Genomic DNA, 18,805 nt, shown 5'->3' on the forward strand with positions numbered 1-18,805 from the left:
TTAACCGAAAGGAAGGTGTCCCTTGTGAAAGTAGAAGGCACATTTCTAGAACGTTTATATGATGCAATCCGTAAAGAGCCTTTTCGCCGCAAGATTGTGATCGCTCCTTCCTACATGGAAGGACAGTCTTGGTTGATACGAATATGTCGGGAATTAGGACCGGTAATGAACACGGAGGTCCATACGGTTCAATCCTTTGTTAGAAGCGAGGTTGAGTTCTCCCTGTATCAACAAGGGCTGACTTTCATCGGGGAACAGCGGTCCTTTTGGATTATCCATCATGTCATGGAACAAATGGCTTCCGAGCCGGGTTCCTACATCTCCATGGATCAAGTAAAGCCTGGTATTGTGATGCATGTTCACCAAGCCATTATGGATCTTCGCCGTGCCGGAGTGAGAGCGGGGGAGCTTCGAGACGACCACTTTATGAGCCAGCAAAAAGGCATCTATGTCAAAAAGGTGCTGTCAGCGTATGAGCGCTTTCTGAATCAGCGGCGCTGGACCGATTTCCCCGGCCTTTTGTCGTATATATCAACCCAATTGCCGGAAAACATGGAGCTTTTTCTGCCAGACCCTATGCCGCTTCCACCGGTTTCCGCCCGGATGATGGAGCGGTTGTCAAACGAACGGATGACAAGGATTGTAGCGGATTCTTCCTTCACTGACGTCCAATCCACATTGCTGTTCGGAGAGGTTCAGTTCTATCATGCGACCGGAAGGATGGCGGAGGTTCGCGAAGCATTGAGACGAATTATTCAGGGCCGGATGCCATTGGATGAAGTGGAGATGATCGTCCCGGATGAAGAATATACGCTGGCCATTTCGACCATGTGTGCTTCTCTGGGTCTTGCTTGTTCCTTCGCAGACGGGCTGCCTGCGATTACATCCGGAATGGGAAGAGCCGCCCATTTCCTGCTGAACTGGCTGGAGTCCGGTTATCAGGTGCGGCCGCTCGTATCGATGCTGCAGCAGCAATTGATTACGTTATCCGAACGTGAGCAAGGAATAACGAATGCGGATTGTATTCGAGCTCTGGAGAAAAGTGGAATCGGCTGGGGGAAAGAACGGTATATCAAGTTGCTGGTGGCAGGGCATGTTCGGTCCCAAGGGGATTCAGATGAAAAACCCGAAGAACGGGAGCGGACGGAACAACAACAGCGGGATGACGAGATCAAGAAGCATCTGACAAACCTCCTAGGAGAATTGTTTCCTGACGAAGCGGCGCTCTCCTCTCCTAAGGGAATCTGGGGATGGCTCGTTAATATCTTGGATCGATTTGGTGTATGCGGAACGGAAGAGGATGCGATCGTCCTGCAAGAAATGAAAGGTATCGCTAAAGAACTGCAGGAATGTCCTGTTCCGGACTCGATGCCGTTTCAGCAAATGTTCTTGTATGCCCGAGACATGCTGCAGGAACTTCGAGTCGGGGTGCAACGGTTACCCAAGCCCGGATTCCTGTACATATCGAGTTTGTCGAACGGGGGGATCAGCGGGAGAAAACATACGTTTCTTCTCGGGATGGATGAACAGTCGTGGTCCGGGAATATCAGGCAAAATCCCATGCTTCTCGATGAAGAGTGCAGACGGATCGGTGCCGGGCTTCAAACAGCCGTGCAGAGACAAAGAGATCGGCAACGCCTTCGTGATGGTCGGTTTGGGATGATAAGCGGCAATATCACATTTAGCTTCTCGTCGTATGACTTGGCAGAAGGAGCGACAGCAAGCCCGGCTTTTCAACTTCTACAGGTATTCCGAAAAGTATCCGGAGAAACGAATGCGGACTATGAGATGCTGCACCGAAGCTTAGGCGAACCTGTCGGGTATTTGGATGTAGAACAGCCATCCTCTACTGAGCTAAATGGACTGCCATTGGACGGCTCTCATTATGTCTTCCGACAAATCCATGCGAATGTAAACCTTATGAGGGACCGGCAATCCTTCATCGAATCGGTCTATCCGTCGCTTCGTCAAGGCAGACTTGCACTCGAGGCACGCGGCAGCTCGCAAGTGACGGAGCATGACGGATATATAGCGGGGGATGAATGGACTGATTATTGGAAAGACCGGGACGAACGGACGCTTAGCGCAAGTCAATTGGAGAAGTACGCGGAATGTCCGATGCGGTACTTTTTCCAATATGTGCTCAGGATTCGCGTGAAAGATCAGGTGACTTTTGACCGTACCTCCTGGCTGAAGCCGAATGAAAGAGGCTCGCTGCTGCACGAGGTTTATCGTCGTTATATGACGGAAGTCAACGCAAGTAAAGTCATGCCTATTACACACGATTATGCCCGTTTGCTTCGTATTACGGAGGAGACGATTCTCTTGTATGCCGAGCGGATTCCGGCACCGAGCCCTCATGTGTTTGAGAGGGAACGGCAAGCGATGCTCCGGGATGTGGACGTGTTCTATCGCATGGAATTGCAGGCTAAGACGGCTCCCCGGTTTTTCGAACAAGAGCTCATCGTGGACGGCCAGCCGTTGCACCTTGAGCTTGGCGAGGACATGGCGATTACGCTGCGCGGAATCGTCGACCGGATCGATCAAGTTGCGCCGCATCAATATCGAATTATCGACTATAAGACCGGCAGTCCTCGGCCTTACAAGGAAAATGGCATGTTCGCAGGCGGCACGCAGCTGCAACATGCGCTTTACGCAATGGGGACGGAGCTTTGGATTCGGCAAACGGGTGTGGATTCTGATGCAAAAGTGCTTGAAGCGTCTTACGTCTTTCCAAGCGAACGGGGGCACGGGCAAGTGATTGCACGTTCGCAAACTGAACGGAATCGAGTCACCGCGGTGATCCGAGGAATCCTTTCGTCGATGGAACAGGGATTGTTTATTCCCGCTTCAAATCCTGCGGTCTGCCGATATTGCGACTATGCGGCTGTATGCGGAGAGCACGCAGAGATGATGGCCCATAAGCGAAAGGATGAAGCAAATTCGGAGCTGTTGCACACGCTGCTGGAGGTGGAGAACATTGAATGAACCATCCGATCAACAAGCTAGAAAGAGGATATTGGAGGAGCTGAACACGACCTTTCTGGTAGAAGCCGGTGCAGGCTCGGGAAAGACAACCAGCTTGGTCGGCAGATTGCTGGCACTCATCGAGTCCGGAACGGCGAAGATGGAGCATATTGCGGCGATCACCTTTACGAATAAAGCGGCGGATGAGATGAAGGAGCGTTTCCGCATTGCTTTGGAGCAGAAAACGGCTGATGTTGAAGGCGAAACTAGAGAACGAATGGAAGAAGCTTTGGCCAATCTGGACCAAATCTTCATTGGAACGATCCATGCGTTCTGTTCCTCCATGCTTCGCGAGCGACCGATTGAGGCCGGATTGGACCCTTCTTTCGAAGAAATGGATGATGAAATGAATCGCGCGTTCCACGATCAATGCTGGGATGAATATCTGATTCAGCTGCAGGAGGAAGATAGTGAAGCACTTGCCTCCTTTGCCGAGGTGGGAATCGACGTCAGCATCCTGAAGAATGTCTATGATCGGGTATCCCTTTTTACGGATCTCCAAATCCCTTGCGAACCGGTTCATCGTCCTGATTTCAACCTCATCCGGCTCTCCCTGCTTCCTATGATCGAAGAAGCCAACAGGTTTCTACCGACAGTTGAACCGGAAAAAGGGTGGGATGATCTTCAGGCAAAACTGCGTGCTGCTAATCGTATGTTGCGGTTGTCGGATGAGCAGGACGATATGCTGATGCTAACACTTGCGAAGATGTTTGACTTCAAGCTGGATGTGAAGCAGTACAAATGGACGGATAAGAAGCAAGCCAAAGCCATATCCGAACGATTTCACGATTGGCAGATTACGGTCCTGTTCCCCTTTCTTCAATCGTGGCGGGAATATCTGTATCCGAAGGTCATTCAATTTGTCTTGCCTGCATTGGAGTATTGCAGAGAACGGCGATTGCAGGCAGGGAAGCTGAACTTTCAGGATCTGCTGATGTATGCCTGCCGTCTTCTGCGTGATTACCCGGAGGTTCGCGCGTTTTTCGCCGGGCGCTACCAACGGCTTATGGTCGACGAATTTCAGGACACCGACCCGGTCCAAGCGGAAATGATGTTTCTCTTAACGGGAGCCGGCGATGATCCGAATGAACGGAATTGGCGGAAGCTTACGCCAAAGCCTGGCTCCTTGTTCGTCGTGGGCGACCCGAAACAGTCCATCTATCGTTTCCGTCGCGCGGATATTTCCATCTATAACGAGGTGAAATCGCGGATTCAAGCATGTGGAGATGTGCTTCACTTGACCAGCAATTTCCGGTCCGTCGATGCGATCGGCGCTTTTGTGAACGGGCAATTTGTCGGCAAGCTTCCCGTTCGGGAGACCGATGTTCAAGCGGCGTATGTCGGGATGGAAACGAATATACCGAATCCCAAGGGGAATAAGCGCGCGGATCACGGGGTTTATGCACTCACTTACCCGAAAATTTCCGGAGGCAAGGAGGAAGTAGCGGCGGTTGACGCACAGCGTATTGCCGCATACATCGCGTGGGCTTGCCGCGACGGAAATTTGCAGGTTCAGGAGCGCAACGGTTCATCTTGGGTGCTCAGAGAGGCGCAGCCCAGCGATTTTCTTATATTGACAAGAACGAGACATTATTTGCATCTATACGCGGAAGAGCTGGAGAAAAGGGGCGTTGCCGCGGAAACCGTCGGAAGCTCCGCTCTATATCCCGAACTTCATACGCTGGGACAATTGGTCCTCTACCTGGCCGATCCGTTCGATCAAGTAGCGATGCTGAGTGTATTGCGCGGACCACTATTCGGTGTTAGCGACAAGGAGCTGATGGCGTATCGTAATGCAAACTTAAGATTATGGAATATCCCTTCAACTCGGACCAAGGAAGTATGGCAAAGATGGGCAGAATTTGCTCTCACATTCGATGGTTACTCAATCTTTCAGAGTTACGGGCTGTTTGTTTGCGTTGCATAGAATGTGGCGTCATTCCGGAGAATGGGATCTGGCCCCTAAGGACAAAGCATTCATAAAAAAGTTAATCGATGCTATCAGAGATCATGTAAAGGAAAATGGAGCACAGTTGCCATCCCTTGTCGACCAAGCGATCGAGTATGCCGCTTTGGCCCACAAGGGTCAGAAGCGTAAAGGCACCGAAATCCCGTATATCAGTCATCCTTATGCTGTAGGAATGATTTTGCAGAAGGCAGGGTGTGCATAGGAGGTCGTCGCTGCTGGGATTTTACACGACACACTTGAAGATACCGATACGACGGAAGGAGACTTGCTTGAGAGGTTCGGGCCGGTTGTGTTTGAAATTGTCAAAGGCTGCTCGGAACCGGACAAGGGGGCGTCTTGGGAAGAGAGAAAGCAGCATACGCTCGATGAACTTAAACATGCTTCATTACCGATTCGGCAGGTGTCTTGCGCAGATAAGCTGCATAATATACGTTCAACCAGAGGGATTTGAAGGTACACGGGGAGGAGGCTTGGAAAAGGTTTAAACGCGGACGGGAGAGTCAGGAGTGTATTATAGAGGGATAATCGATAGCCTAGGTTACGCTTCTCGTTTTGCATTGTTAGACGACCTTCAAGACGCAGTCGAAGAAGTATTTGGTCCGACATTGTTAAACGCAGAATGGAAGAAGCTGAGAAGGAATCGTGAATTCATAGATCTCGCGTTCGAAACGGCCTACGGGGACCAGGAGTCGATCAAGGATCGTGAACTCCAATTCAAGCGTCTTGGTGCATCGGATCTGATGGACACAATCCATACGAAAGCTTACTCTGTTGAACTGATCAACAGTGAGGATTTTTCTACAATGGCAGCATATCTGCAGATGCGTGGTATCGAATTCCAATCGAACAGCGAGGGTCCCATGATTCTGATTGGTTTCAGTACTGCTCTAAAGCAGTTGCTCAATATGTATCCGTCCGAAGTGTATCTGCATTTCAAGAGAAACATGGATCGTGGAATTTTATAGAAGGAGCGTATGATGAAGAGCGTATTTTCCCGACTATTTCGGGTGTTGAATAACAGTAATAGTCATCCTCACGAGGACTTCTTAACTGAAGTGTTCGCCGAACTTCTCTGTGATCAGGAGATGATGAGTGATTTTCTCGAGAATGTATTAGAAATACCGGTGCAGGAAGTGAAGCATTCATCCATTCAAACTCAGGTGACGTTTCCGGCTTTACCTCATCATCAGATGGATTGCCGCCCGGATATGGTGATACGATTTTATGAAGGACAGAAACCATATGTATTGTTCATCGAAAGCAAGCTAGGCTCTCAGGAAGGAACGGATCAGCTCTCTAGATACGCGGATCACCTCAGCGTACTCACTAGTCAAGGAACAAAATTTAACCCAATATTCTGATGAAAAGGATGCATCGCTCGTATTAGCGAATCACAAAAACATAGTTTTCAGGCAGTTGCGGTGGTTTCACATTTTCAAGTGGATTAAGCAGTTGGATTCGAAGAATAGCTATGCGTCCAAAGTTTTGGATTATATGGGGGAGATCGGATTGGAAGATAATCGGCAGTTCACACCAGTTGACGTATATGCTATTCAAAACATGAATCGGCTACAACGCATGATGGACGAGTGCATGGATGGGGTAGTAGACGGAATAATGGCAAAATATTTCGGAAAGGCGCTTCAGCAAAATAACCGTCATACCCAGTTGAAGTATATGAGACGGTACGTTAAAGCTAGCGAGCAGGAGGGGCGAGCCACAGAGGTGGCTGTAGGTTTTTATTTAACAGATGACGATTACCCCATTGTTTCCGTTGTTTACGAATTCTGTCCACGACGCTGCTCAGACGTTCCTAAAGTTGTGGCAGCCATGCAAAACTTTATTGCTTCACATTCGGGCTGGGAAACTTTCGATCTAAACACTGACGCAGAATGGCAAGGGATTTCTTGCGATCGTAGTTTAGTCGATTTTCTTCATCATGAGGATCACATCAACGAAATTCAAAAGTTCTTCCTTGAAAAATTAAATGAGCTTCATGAGATCAAGATTAATCATCCGGACTTACTGGAAATAACTGCTCGCAATAAAAAAGCAGAAAGACCTGGAGGCAACCATGAACATTACCCAAATTGAAGAAGCCTTGAATATTCCCGAAACATCGCTGCGTTGTCAACGTGTGCTGGATGAAGTCCAACCCGTGCTTCGTCAACTTATGGACGAGTTCAAAAACAAATATGCGAATGCCGCCCCGGAATTGCTCGATTACCATGTGCACACATACGAAGCTACGCTTCGTACAACGATGCATGATGCCCGGAATCCGAAATATGCGGCAAGCAAACAGAATTCTGATATTGGCAAAAAAGCATTTGTTGAATTCATGGACAAAAAATATTTTCAAACTGAATATGGGGTATTGTCTCTGGAAATAAACGGGATAGAAAAGAGGATGAAAATTGTTCTCTCCAGTAACTTTTATCCATTCTGGGAGGCCATCAGGACGCAGGGAAATACCAAAGAATTAACGGAGGTCATAGAGTCTATATCAGACGACGTACTGATTCAAGTCAGCGATAAAGACACCCCTTTTCTTTCAAAATTTGAATTGCTTCCCTACCTTCACAAGTGTGTCGACGAGAAGAGAAAACCATGGTTATACTTTGGTGCATTTATAGATTTTGATCAAATTCCTGGTAGAGAAGAACTTGTTGATTTAGTTTGGAATACTTGGATCAAACTAGAGCCAATCCGTGTTTTTGTACGCAAGGAAGCATCCAGTCATGCGTTATCACTGCAAATATTGGAGTTATTTAATAAGCATCAGGATGATTTCTCGATTACGCTTTATGGCAAAAACTATACGGTTAAGTTTGATGAGTTACAGGAAGTTAAGGCAAATGACCGTCGTCAAATGTACAGTATATTTGATAAAGGACAGTTGCTAGCCAAAATTGCTTTGTATAGCTTTTTAAGAGAACCAAACGAAGTTATTGGCGTAAAAATTGATGGTCGAGGTCAAATTTATTCGAATCTTCGAGCTTTACATGGTTCTGGAAAAGTAGAGTGGTCGATTTCAAAAAGCTTTTATTCCCGCGGCAAAGTGAACTCAGCTGATATGAACAAAGCACTTCAGTCAAAAGCAATGGAAGTGTTAACTCAGCATGGGTTTCAAGTCAGTGGATCTTCGTTTTATGTTGGAACGTGGGACAATGACTCCATAAATTTCGTCGAGCCAATTGCTGACGTGAAGAAGCGATTGTTTATCGCAGGAGCATTATTGGCAGATTGTAGTGGAAGAGTTAATTTTCCGAAAGATAATATTGAATCTCTACCTGAACCAGACTTTGGACTTGAAAATAGTAATGATGATCCGAATGAAGAGGTATTTCAGCACGATTTTAACCTGAGCGCCATCTTGTCCAATGTACGCGAGAGTCCCTTCACCTACCCGGACGCCATTATTCGGGATTTCCATTTGAACCTGACGAGCCTGGAAGACAAACATTTTGTTATCCTGAACGGGATATCCGGTACGGGGAAAACAAGACTTTGCTTACTCTATGCAAACGCGGTATACGGCAAAACGTACGACGCGATGAATCCGTATTTGAAAGTCATTCCGGTTCGGCCGGATTGGACCGATTCTACGTCTTTATTCGGTTATTACAGCGCTCTGGAAAAAAGATATGTTAGGACGCCATTCCTGAACTCCGTGCTTCAAGCCATCCAGGAAGGAAAACCGATGTTCATTGTGCTGGACGAGATGAATCTGGCCCGCGTCGAATATTATTTGAGTGACTACTTAAGTGCCATTGAATCGAGACAGCCGATTCGTCTGCATACGGAAAGCCATATTACAGATGTTCCGCAGGAGCTGCAAATCCCTCACAACCTCTATGTGATAGGCACGATCAACGTGGATGAGACGACACACAGCATCTCGGATAAAGTGTTGGATAGAGCCTTCGTCATGACCTTGTCGGATGTCGATCTGGATCAGTTCTGGGTTCAGGCAGAGTCCAAGTATAAGACTGCCTTGCAGGAGGAATGGGAGCTGCTGCAGGAGCTCCATCGTAAATTAAGACGCTATGACCTTCATTTCGGGTATAGAACGATGAATGAGATGCTCCGTAAACTTTACGCCAATGTGGAGCTTGATCCGGATATCCGGATGGAACAGAAGGATGCAGTAGATCGGGTGATCGCTGAGAAGGTGCTGCCTAAGATACGCGGGGATGAACGGATTGATTCCCTGCTAAGCGATTTAATAGATTGGACTAGCGCAGTGTTCGGTGACGGTTCGGAGTCGCTTCATCACCTGCTGCGTATGAAGGGAGAACTGGATCGATATGGTGCAGCCCAGTTCTGGAGATAGTCTTGAGTTTTTATGCCCGGATACGGGGATATGGACTCCCATCGGGAAAATGCGTTTCGAAGAAGCCAAAACGTATCGATGGAGAACGACATGCCATGCTCCATTCCGATTCCTATTGAATGGTATGCCATTGCCCATGGTCTCTACGGATTACGGCTGGGAAGGCGAGTGGGCGGCGCCTTTCCAGTCTGGCATGCTGGAATTCACCATCGAGCAGGTAAAGCGTGTAACCGTAGAAACCTTTTTGTATTCGGATAAGCGGAAGTTAACCGAAGACGATTTTGGGCAGATGATTTCGGATATTCTTACAGAAGCCGCGGCTTGTTTTCAGCATTGTGGTGTACAATCGAAGTTTGATAACAGCGGTTTTGTGCGGGAAATATCCATGGCCCAGTGGGATTATATCGATCGGACATTTTATCGTTTGCAGCGAACGTTCAAAGAAATTCAAGCGGAACCACTTCGCAGGCTAAGAACAACGGATCAATGGATTCGCAGAGAAAATGTGAAGCATGTAACGCCGGCTCTGCTCGCTTGGTCGGAACGTCATTCAGGCTATGGCATGAGTCCGGAGATTCCTGTTCCGGAGCTCATTTGGTCCGGTGTACGGGAAGATACCTTTAACGTATATGAGAATCAAGTCCTGCTTCGACAGTTGCATGAATTACAGCGTCTTCTGCGTGAATATCAAACCGCAGCTGTTGATGCCATACGATTGAAAGCAGAGCATTATCTTGACCGTATCCACTATTGGCTTCGGTCTTCCTTTTTGCATCAAATACAGCCGCATGTCGGTCCGATTGTGGTTTCCCAAGCTTTTCGCAAGCATCCGATCTATCGCAATTGGTTTTCTTGGTTTCATCAGCTTTATCAGTTTAGGGAGTATTCGATCGGCTTCAAAAACTCGATTCCGCTGAAGGATACGTATCATCTTTATGAAATTTGGGTTTTCATGCGGATGGTTAAGATTCTCCGGGAAAAGGAAGCATTGCTGGATCCTTCCGAGCTGTTTTCCCTGGAGCAGGACGGTCTGGTATTGAATTTGTCTGAGAAGAAAGAGAGTCGAGTTAAACTTGTGGGCGGAGCGACACTTGCGTACCAGCGGTGGTTTACAAGCGCAACCCAGGATTTTGTCACGTACACGCATGGGATGAAGCCGGATATTGTGCTCGAGTCAGAGGGGAAGCTATATATTTTTGACCCCAAATACCGGCTTGACTATAACCTACCGATGGCACTCGGCGAGATGCATAAATATCGGGATGGGATCGTGAGTAAAGCGGACGGCAGTAGGGTTGTGGAAGAGGTATATATCATCACACCGGCACCTGGGGAGGAAAATTCGCACCTATTCGGATATGCATATCGGAAGCGGTATCGGATGGGAGCTTATTGCTTAAAGCCGGGCGGGACTGATCAAGAGCTGGAGAACAAATTAGCTGAAATAAATCCGGGTAGGGTGCTATGGCCATACAAACGGCAGGAGCAGCTTAAAGGAGACGATGTTGAAACAACGAATGATAAAGGCTATGCTTGAAGAAATTTGACATGTGTGGAACGGTGGCTGGCAGATGAAGAAGTATAAACAACGATTGATTGATTTCTTATCCACATTTCCCAAAGTAACGATTGGCCTCTCAGACCTGGAGCGAGCGTTTCAAGGCGAGCAGATTGACTACGAAACATTCGCCGAGATCGTATTGGAACTTGAACATGAGGGAAGTCTTGGAGCGGTCAAGTCACACGGCCGGAACGGAAAGCTGCTTTCGTTGGCCTATCACTATCGCATACACAAGCGGCAGCTGCAAAGCGAGCATGCTCGTGAGCTGCATCAATGGAGTACGAAGCTGCATCCAGACATGAGTCTGGATGTTTATTATAGTCTCAGCCCGGATATATGGAGCGCGGATCTTCCTTATATTGAGAAAATTGATGCATACTTGAAGCGGGGAGCGTTACCGGAACGGCAAGCGCCGGCTCCCGAGCGCAGCTACGAGCTTGTTCAAGATGAAAAGTGGATCACGGATCACGGAGGACAAGCCCTGCTGGAGCGTCTGGGCATCTGGGAACGGCTTCGGATTGTACCGGTTAGCGATCCCTTGATGCTGGCGGTCAATCCTTCCATCGGATTCGCCAGCAAGAACCACTTGCATCTCATCGTGGAGAACAAGTCGACATTCCAGGGACTCGTGCCGGAGCTTCCGGGGATGGCCTTCTCCACATTGATTTTGGGCTATGGCCGCAAAATTGTAGGGAATTTGGGGATGCTCCCTTTACAGTACCCGGTTCAAGCTGCGGAACATAAACTTTATTATTTTGGAGATCTCGATCTGGAAGGAATTCTGATCTGGTACGACCTTCATGTGAAATTTGGGGTAGAGCTGGCGCTGCCCTTTTACCAGGCATGCCTGGAAAAGCCTCCAGCTAGAGGGAAGCACAATCACCGATTAAACGAAGAGGCTTTACGGGCTTTTACAAGGTGCTTTAACAAAGAGGAATCCAATCAGATCATCACCATGCTGGGCGATGGATGCTATATCCCGCAAGAAACGTTGAAAAGTGAGGAATTGATTCGAGTTGGGAGGGAAGCCATATGGAGTCAAAAGGGATGCCAATCGAATGGAATGACATCCTGTCCGGCTTCCAGGAGCGAATGGGTAAGCTTGCACTGTTCGATCCGCTATTTGAGCTGAGCCGGCAAAGGAAAACGGACCGCAGTGGGAAACAAGTAGCGATGATGGAGCTGGGGCTGTTGACGCTGCTGTTTTTCTTTGAGAAAAAGCTGATGCGCAGCAGGAAGACTAGTGTAAAGGATTTGGTCGGTTTTCTGGCCGCTGTGCTGGAAGACAAGTATGATCTTGATCAGGAAGAGCTGGAAGATATCGGCCGAAGGATTATCCAAGTGTTTCGTCCCTCCTCCGGACGAAAGCGAGAGTTTCCTTTTTTCCATGTGGGAACGGGGCAGGAAGGGATTCACTATACGTCTATTCTGCGCACCGATTCGTATGATGCGGCAACCAACACCCAGTATTACGCACTGGACGAGGATGGTTTGGAGCTAGTATTTGCAACGAAGGAGTTTTACTTGGAGTTTCAGCTGTCGATCCATCAGCTGTTGCTGCGCAAGCAGCTGGAAAAAGGGGAATTCCAGGGAGCATTACGCCAAATTGATGAGATGATGATCGATGTGGAAACGCTGCAGGAGCGCATTGTCGCCTTGGAGCATGAAATTAAGCGAAGCATTGTCTCTGAAGAAACATTTGCTCGGTACCGTTCTCTGTTAGAGGATATTTACCTCAGGCTAAAACGGGAAAACGAAGAATTTAACGAGCTCAGAGATTTTGTGAAGGAAACGAAGGATCGGATTTACGCCGAGCGGGAGCTTATGAAAAGCAGGCGGCCTTATGAGCTCATCGTACGTATCAGTATCGAATTAGAAAAAGTCCACAACGAGCATACACGGCTGTTGCAGCAAAGTATCGAACTGGAGAGCAGCGCTCTTCGGGCAGCCAAGGAGTCGCTCTATTACACGGGGATGAATGCGTTTAACTTTGAGCAGGATATTGCATCATTCCTATTCGGCGCTCCTTTGCCCATTGAGGCGATGAAGGGAGTTGTAGCCCCGCTCCTGCAGCTGGAACAGGTCAGGACATGGTCGCCTCTTACGGTATTTGCCAAACAACAGCTTTCGGGCCATGATGATGGGTCTGTTATGGAGGAAAGTCTTCTTGCTCTGGATGAGGAAGAGGGGGATTCTTCTTACATGCGGAAGCGTAAGGAGCGTTTTGTCCAAGTGGTGGAAGCTCTTCTTCGTTGTTATGAGAAGCTCAATCGTGATGAAGTCCGGTTGAGTGAATTGATAGCGTATTTGGATCAGGATGAAGCTGCTGAACTCAAGACGGAACGAGATTTCTACGATTGCTGGATGATTTTGCATCAACGCAGCCCAATTCGTCCGATTATGGATAAAGAGGAAGCCGGGGAATCGGACCAAAGTCTCTATGAAGCAATCCGGTCTCCACTCCAGGGGAGAACGCTGATCGTTCAGGAGTCGGAGGGCATTCTTAGGGTTAATGAGCGTTATTCCATTCAAGAGCTTATCATACGGTTGGGAGGGGATCAGGATGAATTACTCCGGTGATGAGGTCATGAAGGCTTTCCGCATCTATGCGCAGTTGGCCAGAAGCGGGGTTGCCGATAAGGAAAGTCTGCTGCAGGTGGAGGCGGATGACCATGTCCGCGGGCTTTTGGATCAATTTGCCTCTGAAGTGGACTGTGTCGTGATGGGAGCGGGTGACCGCTTGATACTGATTCCGTTGGTCAGGCTGTCTCCTTTTCATATTACGAACGAATCACTGAAGCGGATGTATCTGCGCGGCAATGCGGTGAATGCAGATTTGTACTTGATGTATGTGGCCATTATTGTGTTAATCGGTGCATTTTACGATAGTTATCAGACTGCGGAAGCGACGCGGAATTTTCTTCAGATGGAAGACTGGATGAATTTGGTTCAGCAGCGGATCAACGGTCTGAAGGAGCATTCCGCAGAAGAATTGAAGGCGCTTAGTCAAGAGTACTCCTATCATTGGACAGATATTATTGAGAAGTGGGATGCAATGGATGATGTGAAGGAGACGGCCAAGCGTCAGAGCGGTGCTACCATCAGCCGGGTAAGCTTTCTTGATACGGTCCGGAGATTCATGCTCGATCAGGAGCTTGTCAAGCAGGTTGGACCCGATGAGTTGGATTTGACGGAAAAAACGAAAATGATCGTGCAGCGTTATTTCATGGAGCGGGAATATAATCGCGGCATCCTGGAATTTCTATATGGCCTCGAGCCGAAACGGAAGGAGGAGGCTTAAGTCCAATGCCAGTCATTTCAAAAATCCGATTTACAAATGTGGTCTATGAGGGTGGAGCCAAGCGCTACAATGATTCTACTTTTTATTTTGACGGGCATAACGGAGCGATTGTTCTGGAGAATGGGGGCGGGAAGACGGTATTCATTCAAACCGCGATTCAGGCCGTGCTGCCTCACAATGATGTAGCTGGACGGAAGATGAAGGATACGCTCTCGCTTGAGAATGGCCCGGCCCATGTGGCAATCGAGTGGATATTGGCTGATAAACCCCGGCGCAGATATGCCGTTACCTGCGTGAGTTTGTTTATGAGTGCGACCGGGCTGGACTCGCTGCGTTATGTTTACGAGTATTCCGAAAATGACGAGCATCGGCTGGGAAATCTCCCTTTTACAAAAGAGATGGGTGGCGGGAAGCAGAGGGTAACGGAGAAGGGCGAGATTCAGGAGTATTATCAATCGATGCAGTCGAAGTATCCGCTGTTGGCCAAAACCTTTGATACCATTACGGGATTTCAGAAATATATCGAAGAACATTTCCATATCATCCAGTCGGAATGGGAGGCGATTGTAAAGGTCAATTCCAACGAGGGTGGGGTTGAGGCGTTTTTCGATGAATGTAAAACTTTATCCCAATTGGTAGACAGGCTGCTTATACCGACGATAGAAGAATCGATGGAAGGTTTTAAGCAGGGCACCTTCGCAGATCTGTTCCAGGTACAGCGGGAGGGCTTCAAGCAGTATAAGGAGCTGAAGGAAAAAATCGAGGAGAATCGGCGTATCCTTGCGGAGTTGCACAAGTATGTGGCCGGCTACGAGATCCTGCATCGGGAGCGGCTTAAGTATGAAGCACTGCGGAAGGAAGCGAAGCTATATCTCGATGTGGCGATGAATGTCGAGCTGGAGCAGCAGGCGGAGCAGGTCCGGCTTCAAGTACGTTTGGAGGAATGGGAGCGAGAATTCAGGGATTGGCGTAAAAGAGAGACATCTCTTGTAATCGCCAGTGAGAGATTGAAAGAAGGGGCATTAGAGACGGAGCTGCATGAAGTTGGAGTTGAAAAAGAGCAGTTTGAGGAACAAGTATTTGCCGCGGCACGTTATTATCACTCTCTGGAATATGCGGAGCAACGGGAGAAGCTTCGAGAAGCTGAGAAGCGGATATCCTACCTGCAGCAGGAGCTGGCTAAATGGACCCAGTCGCAGGATGAGGAGGAGCTGCAACAGGCGTGGGAGCTAAGCGGGCGTAAACTCAAAGCTTATTTTGACCGGGAAGAACAGCGGTTGTTAGAGCTTATGCAGGAGGTGCAGAGAGGACTCGATACGTTGGCGGAGCAGAAACAGGATCGTATTCGCGAGCGGGATGCCGCGGTTAAGGAGCGAGAAGTGCAGCTGCTTCGGATTCGAGACTTGGACACGCAGATTCAGATGACAGAAGAGCAGCATAGCGGGATTGCGCGAAGAATCTTGTCCCAGCTGTCCTCGCAAACCGTAGAGGAGCAGATACCGGTGTGGCTCTCTGAACAGCAGCAACTTGAGCAGCAGCGGTTGGAGCAAACGAAGGCGTTGAAGGAACTGGATCGTAACAAAGGTGAGCTGCAACAAGAAGGAAAAGCGGTGTCCGCAGATCAACTCAGAATCAAACAGGAGCTGACTGAGCTGCAAGCCTGGCGGGATCGTTACGAACAGGAGCATCGAAAGGTAAAGATGGCTTTGGCGAATTTGCATCCCTCCTGGGAGCGGATGGCTTCTGTACATGACAAGATGGATTCGATTCGTGAGAAGTTGGCGGACGGGTTAGGGCTGAGAATGAAGCAGAAGCAGCAACTGCTGCACAAGGAACGGCTTGCATTCCGCTACGTGGATGATTACGAAGGGCAGGAGCAGTTTTTCGCAGATCCCCAAGTCGCTAGATTAGCCGAGCTATGGAGCAATCAATTCTCGCTTCTAGAGACGGGGATACGATATGCTTCAGCTGTCCCGGATTCATCCGATGACAAGCTGTTATGGGCTGTGACGCTTGTGACGACTTCGCAGGAGAAGCCGCTTCTTGTGCGCAAGCTTGCCGAGACATCGGATCAATTGCAGTTTCCGATCCGCATCCTGTCGACGCAGGAAGCGAAGGCATTGGTCAATGGCAGTCCGATGGGCGGATCGTTTGTGGAGGGAGAGGGAGCTTGGGTGGAGCCGGCTCATTGGAAAATCCTCCACCATGTAGACCGGTTCAAGGAATGGAAGCAGGAAATCGTCCGGGAGGCGAAGGCTGCCGAGGAGAACAGACGGGAGAAGGAAAGAGAACTTGAGGCTTGGCGGGATGTACAGAAGCTTGCGGAAGGATTCTTCCGTGACTATCCTTTGACAATCGTTCATGAGCAAGAACAGACCTATGCCGATCGCCTGGAGTTACTTAGGAGTCTGGAGCAGAAGCTTACGGATATCGAGCAGGATCTTCAGCAACTGGATTACAAGAAGGATAAGCTGGGGGAGGACCAACAATTGCTTGCTCAACGCCAGCAGCATGTGGAGTATCAGTTGGAGCAAGGGCAGTTCTACATGCAGCTTTCCGGGAAGCTGGCGAGGATCATGGAGGATCTGCAGTTCGTTCGGGAGGCTCTTAACAAAGCCGAACGATCTCTGAACAGATGCAATCAGCGTTTGGAGATACTTGAACAGCAGCAGAAGCTGCAAGAGGATTTACGTTCTGATTTTCACGGAAAACTGCAACTGCTTCGTGCGGATGAGCTGTATCAAGAGGTTCAGGATTGTTTGCCGTTTCTCACGGAGGAATCGTCTGTACTGCTGCGAGAAGAACGCAAGGGCCTTAATCTGCAGCGGCACCGCATCATGAAGGAGCGGTCAGAGCTGGAGCAGGCACTCGGATATCAACGGGACAGACAGGCGGAGGCTTCTCGGCAGATGGAACGTCTGGCTGCTGCACATGATGGCCTGGATACGGAACTGGAGCTTCCGCTGCATGTCGAGTCAAAGCTAAAGACTGCTTTGACAGAGCTTCGTACACTGGAGAAGAAGGTTCAGCAGGTCCGCGAGTTATGGGATCGGAAGAAACGCGATTTGAGTGAGCAGGAGGTTAAGATTCGCATACAACAGGAGCAGTATGCGAAGGAATTTGATAATGAGCAGCCAGTTCTGTTTTTGGAGCCGCTCAGCGGCGTGCGCGAGAGGCAAGCAAAGGAACGAAGGCAACAGGATGAAGCCCGTAGAGAAATGGAACAGCTTCTTCATGTAGTGGAACGAAGATTGAACGAGACGCGCCGGGTCTTACAGCTGTGGAACAGCTATGTCCGGGTGCATAAGTTGGATGATCCTTATCTGGAGTTGTCAGATTCGGATGCGGAGTCTATGCGGGAGATCGTCTATCGTCTGGAGGCCGGCAGTCAGGATGTGATCAGGCGCTTGGAACAGCAGCGGGAAAGCATCGGGAAGGAGCGGGACAAAGTTACCGCCAGCCGCCAGCGATTCCGGGAATTTTGTCAGCGGCAGGTTCAGGATGTAAAGCTGCGGGAGATGGCCGAGCGAGGCGTGGAAGCAAAGGATGATTATGCCGAGTTGCAGGAGTTCGAAGCGATGATGGGGGCAAGCATTCTGAAGGCCAATCAGATCGCCGAGCTGCGGATGCAGACAGAGGATCAGAAGCTTCAGCAGTTTATCACGCACATACAAGCCCATCTAAGGCAGATTGCGCAAGAGCTTCGTGAGTTACCCAAGAGGACCCGGGTTCGCACCGAAAGCGGCAATAAGGAAATTTATGTATTTCATGTTCCGGATTGGGACGAGCAGGAGGGCAAGGAGCGAATTCGCAATCATATCGAATGGATCATCTCGCAGCTGGAGCACGCCAAGTACCGGGATGTGGATGGAACCGAGCAGCCGGGGGCCATCCGTAAGGATCTTGAGAAGTGGCTGGATACCAAACAGCTGCTGCTGAAGGTATTCCAGCAGGGCGCGGCGATTCGCATCAGCTGCCGTAAAGTGAATAACGATCAACAAGTAACAGGGGCTACTTATTCCTGGGAGGAATCCAATCGCTGGTCAGGCGGAGAGAAGTGGAGCAAGAACATGACCTTGTTCCTTGGAATTCTGAATTATGTGGCAGAGAAGCGCCAGCACATTCATAGTCACATGAAGCGTCATCGTGCGGTTATTCTAGACAACCCGTTTGGCAAGGCATCGAGTGACCATGTACTCAGCCCTGTATTCTATATCGCAGAGCAACTGGGCTTCCAGATGATCGCTTTAACTGCGCATGTGGAGGGCAAGTTCCTTCAGGACTATTTTCCAGTTGTTTATAGTTGTCGCTTGCGTGCAGCGGCTGGCGGAGGAGGCAAGCAAATCGTCGATCCCCAGCAGCAGGTTCAACAAGCGTACTTCCGTGACCATGCGCCGGAATCGATGGACAGGATCGGAGGAGAGGGGAAACAGCTGGAGTTGTTTTAAGGTAATGTAACCAAGCAAGATATGCTGCCACCCAGCAGAATCTATTCGTTCATATTTTATCAGGCTGATATTGGATACGATGGTCACCTCGGGCAGGGAAAGTGAAAATCGATTGGGGTCGGCTTCGATGGCACGATTGACAAACTCAGGAGGAGGAGGTTGG

12 protein-coding genes are annotated in these 18,805 nt (G+C 49.1%); all 12 read left to right on the plus strand.

The features are described from left to right. Positions 1-24: 24 nt before the first annotated feature. The 12 genes from AC3RCL_RS08560 to AC3RCL_RS08615 all read left to right on the plus strand — a co-directional run bounded on the left by AC3RCL_RS08560 (position 25) and on the right by AC3RCL_RS08615 (position 18,642). The gene (locus AC3RCL_RS08560; protein ID WP_492535187.1) at positions 25-2,988 is read left to right on the plus strand and encodes a PD-(D/E)XK nuclease family protein; all 2,964 of its coding nucleotides are present in this window, start codon (positions 25-27) and stop codon (positions 2,986-2,988) included. Next, positions 2,981-4,954 (plus strand): UvrD-helicase domain-containing protein, encoded by a 1,974-nt coding sequence (locus tag AC3RCL_RS08565; protein ID WP_492535188.1) that lies wholly within the window; start codon positions 2,981-2,983, stop codon positions 4,952-4,954. The genes AC3RCL_RS08560 and AC3RCL_RS08565 overlap by 8 nt, the downstream gene beginning before the upstream one ends. 262 nt (positions 4,955-5,216) lie before the next feature. Next, positions 5,217-5,447, plus strand: a complete 231-nt coding sequence (locus tag AC3RCL_RS08570; protein WP_492536304.1) for an HD domain-containing protein — start codon at positions 5,217-5,219, stop codon at positions 5,445-5,447. A 55-nt stretch (positions 5,448-5,502) separates the two neighbouring features. Next, positions 5,503-5,961 carry a hypothetical protein gene (locus tag AC3RCL_RS08575; protein WP_492535189.1) on the plus strand — a complete coding sequence of 153 codons (459 nt, stop codon included), beginning with the start codon at positions 5,503-5,505 and terminating at the stop codon, positions 5,959-5,961. A 9-nt stretch (positions 5,962-5,970) separates the two neighbouring features. Further along, complete coding sequence (locus AC3RCL_RS08580) at positions 5,971-6,357, plus strand: PD-(D/E)XK nuclease family protein (RefSeq protein ID WP_492535190.1); 387 nt, start codon at positions 5,971-5,973, stop codon at positions 6,355-6,357. A gap of 148 nt (positions 6,358-6,505) precedes the next feature. Beyond that, the gene (locus tag AC3RCL_RS08585; protein ID WP_492535191.1) at positions 6,506-7,090 is read left to right on the plus strand and encodes a hypothetical protein; all 585 of its coding nucleotides are present in this window, start codon (positions 6,506-6,508) and stop codon (positions 7,088-7,090) included. Next, a complete protein-coding gene (locus AC3RCL_RS08590) occupies positions 7,071-9,332 on the plus strand; it encodes an McrB family protein (protein WP_492535192.1) in 2,262 nt (753 codons plus the stop codon). The genes AC3RCL_RS08585 and AC3RCL_RS08590 overlap by 20 nt, the downstream gene beginning before the upstream one ends. Then, positions 9,307-10,869: a DUF2357 domain-containing protein gene (locus AC3RCL_RS08595; protein ID WP_492535193.1), complete on the plus strand. Its 1,563-nt coding sequence runs from the start codon at positions 9,307-9,309 to the stop codon at positions 10,867-10,869. The genes AC3RCL_RS08590 and AC3RCL_RS08595 overlap by 26 nt, the downstream gene beginning before the upstream one ends. A 34-nt stretch (positions 10,870-10,903) precedes the next feature. Beyond that, on the plus strand, positions 10,904-12,025 hold the full coding sequence (locus tag AC3RCL_RS08600) for a Wadjet anti-phage system protein JetD domain-containing protein (RefSeq protein WP_492535194.1): 1,122 nt from the start codon (positions 10,904-10,906) through the stop codon (positions 12,023-12,025). Then, positions 11,926-13,473 (plus strand): replicative DNA helicase, encoded by a 1,548-nt coding sequence (locus AC3RCL_RS08605; protein ID WP_492535195.1) that lies wholly within the window; start codon positions 11,926-11,928, stop codon positions 13,471-13,473. The genes AC3RCL_RS08600 and AC3RCL_RS08605 overlap by 100 nt, the downstream gene beginning before the upstream one ends. Continuing rightward, positions 13,457-14,194: a DUF6063 family protein gene (locus AC3RCL_RS08610; RefSeq protein WP_492535196.1), complete on the plus strand. Its 738-nt coding sequence runs from the start codon at positions 13,457-13,459 to the stop codon at positions 14,192-14,194. The genes AC3RCL_RS08605 and AC3RCL_RS08610 overlap by 17 nt, the downstream gene beginning before the upstream one ends. Positions 14,195-14,199: 5 nt before the next feature. Beyond that, positions 14,200-18,642 carry a coiled-coil domain-containing protein gene (locus AC3RCL_RS08615; RefSeq protein WP_492535197.1) on the plus strand — a complete coding sequence of 1,481 codons (4,443 nt, stop codon included), beginning with the start codon at positions 14,200-14,202 and terminating at the stop codon, positions 18,640-18,642. Positions 18,643-18,805 lie beyond the last annotated feature (163 nt).

This window comes from Paenibacillus sp. MT86, assembly GCF_058792535.1.

Coding starts and splice junctions, on each gene's coding strand:
- AC3RCL_RS08580 (WP_492535190.1), top strand. CDS start 5,971: ATGATGAAGAGCGTATTTTCCCGACTATTTCGGGTGTTGAATAACAGT.
- AC3RCL_RS08590 (WP_492535192.1), top strand. CDS start 7,071: ATGAACATTACCCAAATTGAAGAAGCCTTGAATATTCCCGAAACATCG.
- AC3RCL_RS08595 (WP_492535193.1), top strand. CDS start 9,307: ATGGTGCAGCCCAGTTCTGGAGATAGTCTTGAGTTTTTATGCCCGGAT.
- AC3RCL_RS08600 (WP_492535194.1), top strand. CDS start 10,904: ATGAAGAAGTATAAACAACGATTGATTGATTTCTTATCCACATTTCCC.
- AC3RCL_RS08605 (WP_492535195.1), top strand. CDS start 11,926: ATGGAGTCAAAAGGGATGCCAATCGAATGGAATGACATCCTGTCCGGC.
- AC3RCL_RS08610 (WP_492535196.1), top strand. CDS start 13,457: ATGAATTACTCCGGTGATGAGGTCATGAAGGCTTTCCGCATCTATGCG.
- AC3RCL_RS08615 (WP_492535197.1), top strand. CDS start 14,200: ATGCCAGTCATTTCAAAAATCCGATTTACAAATGTGGTCTATGAGGGT.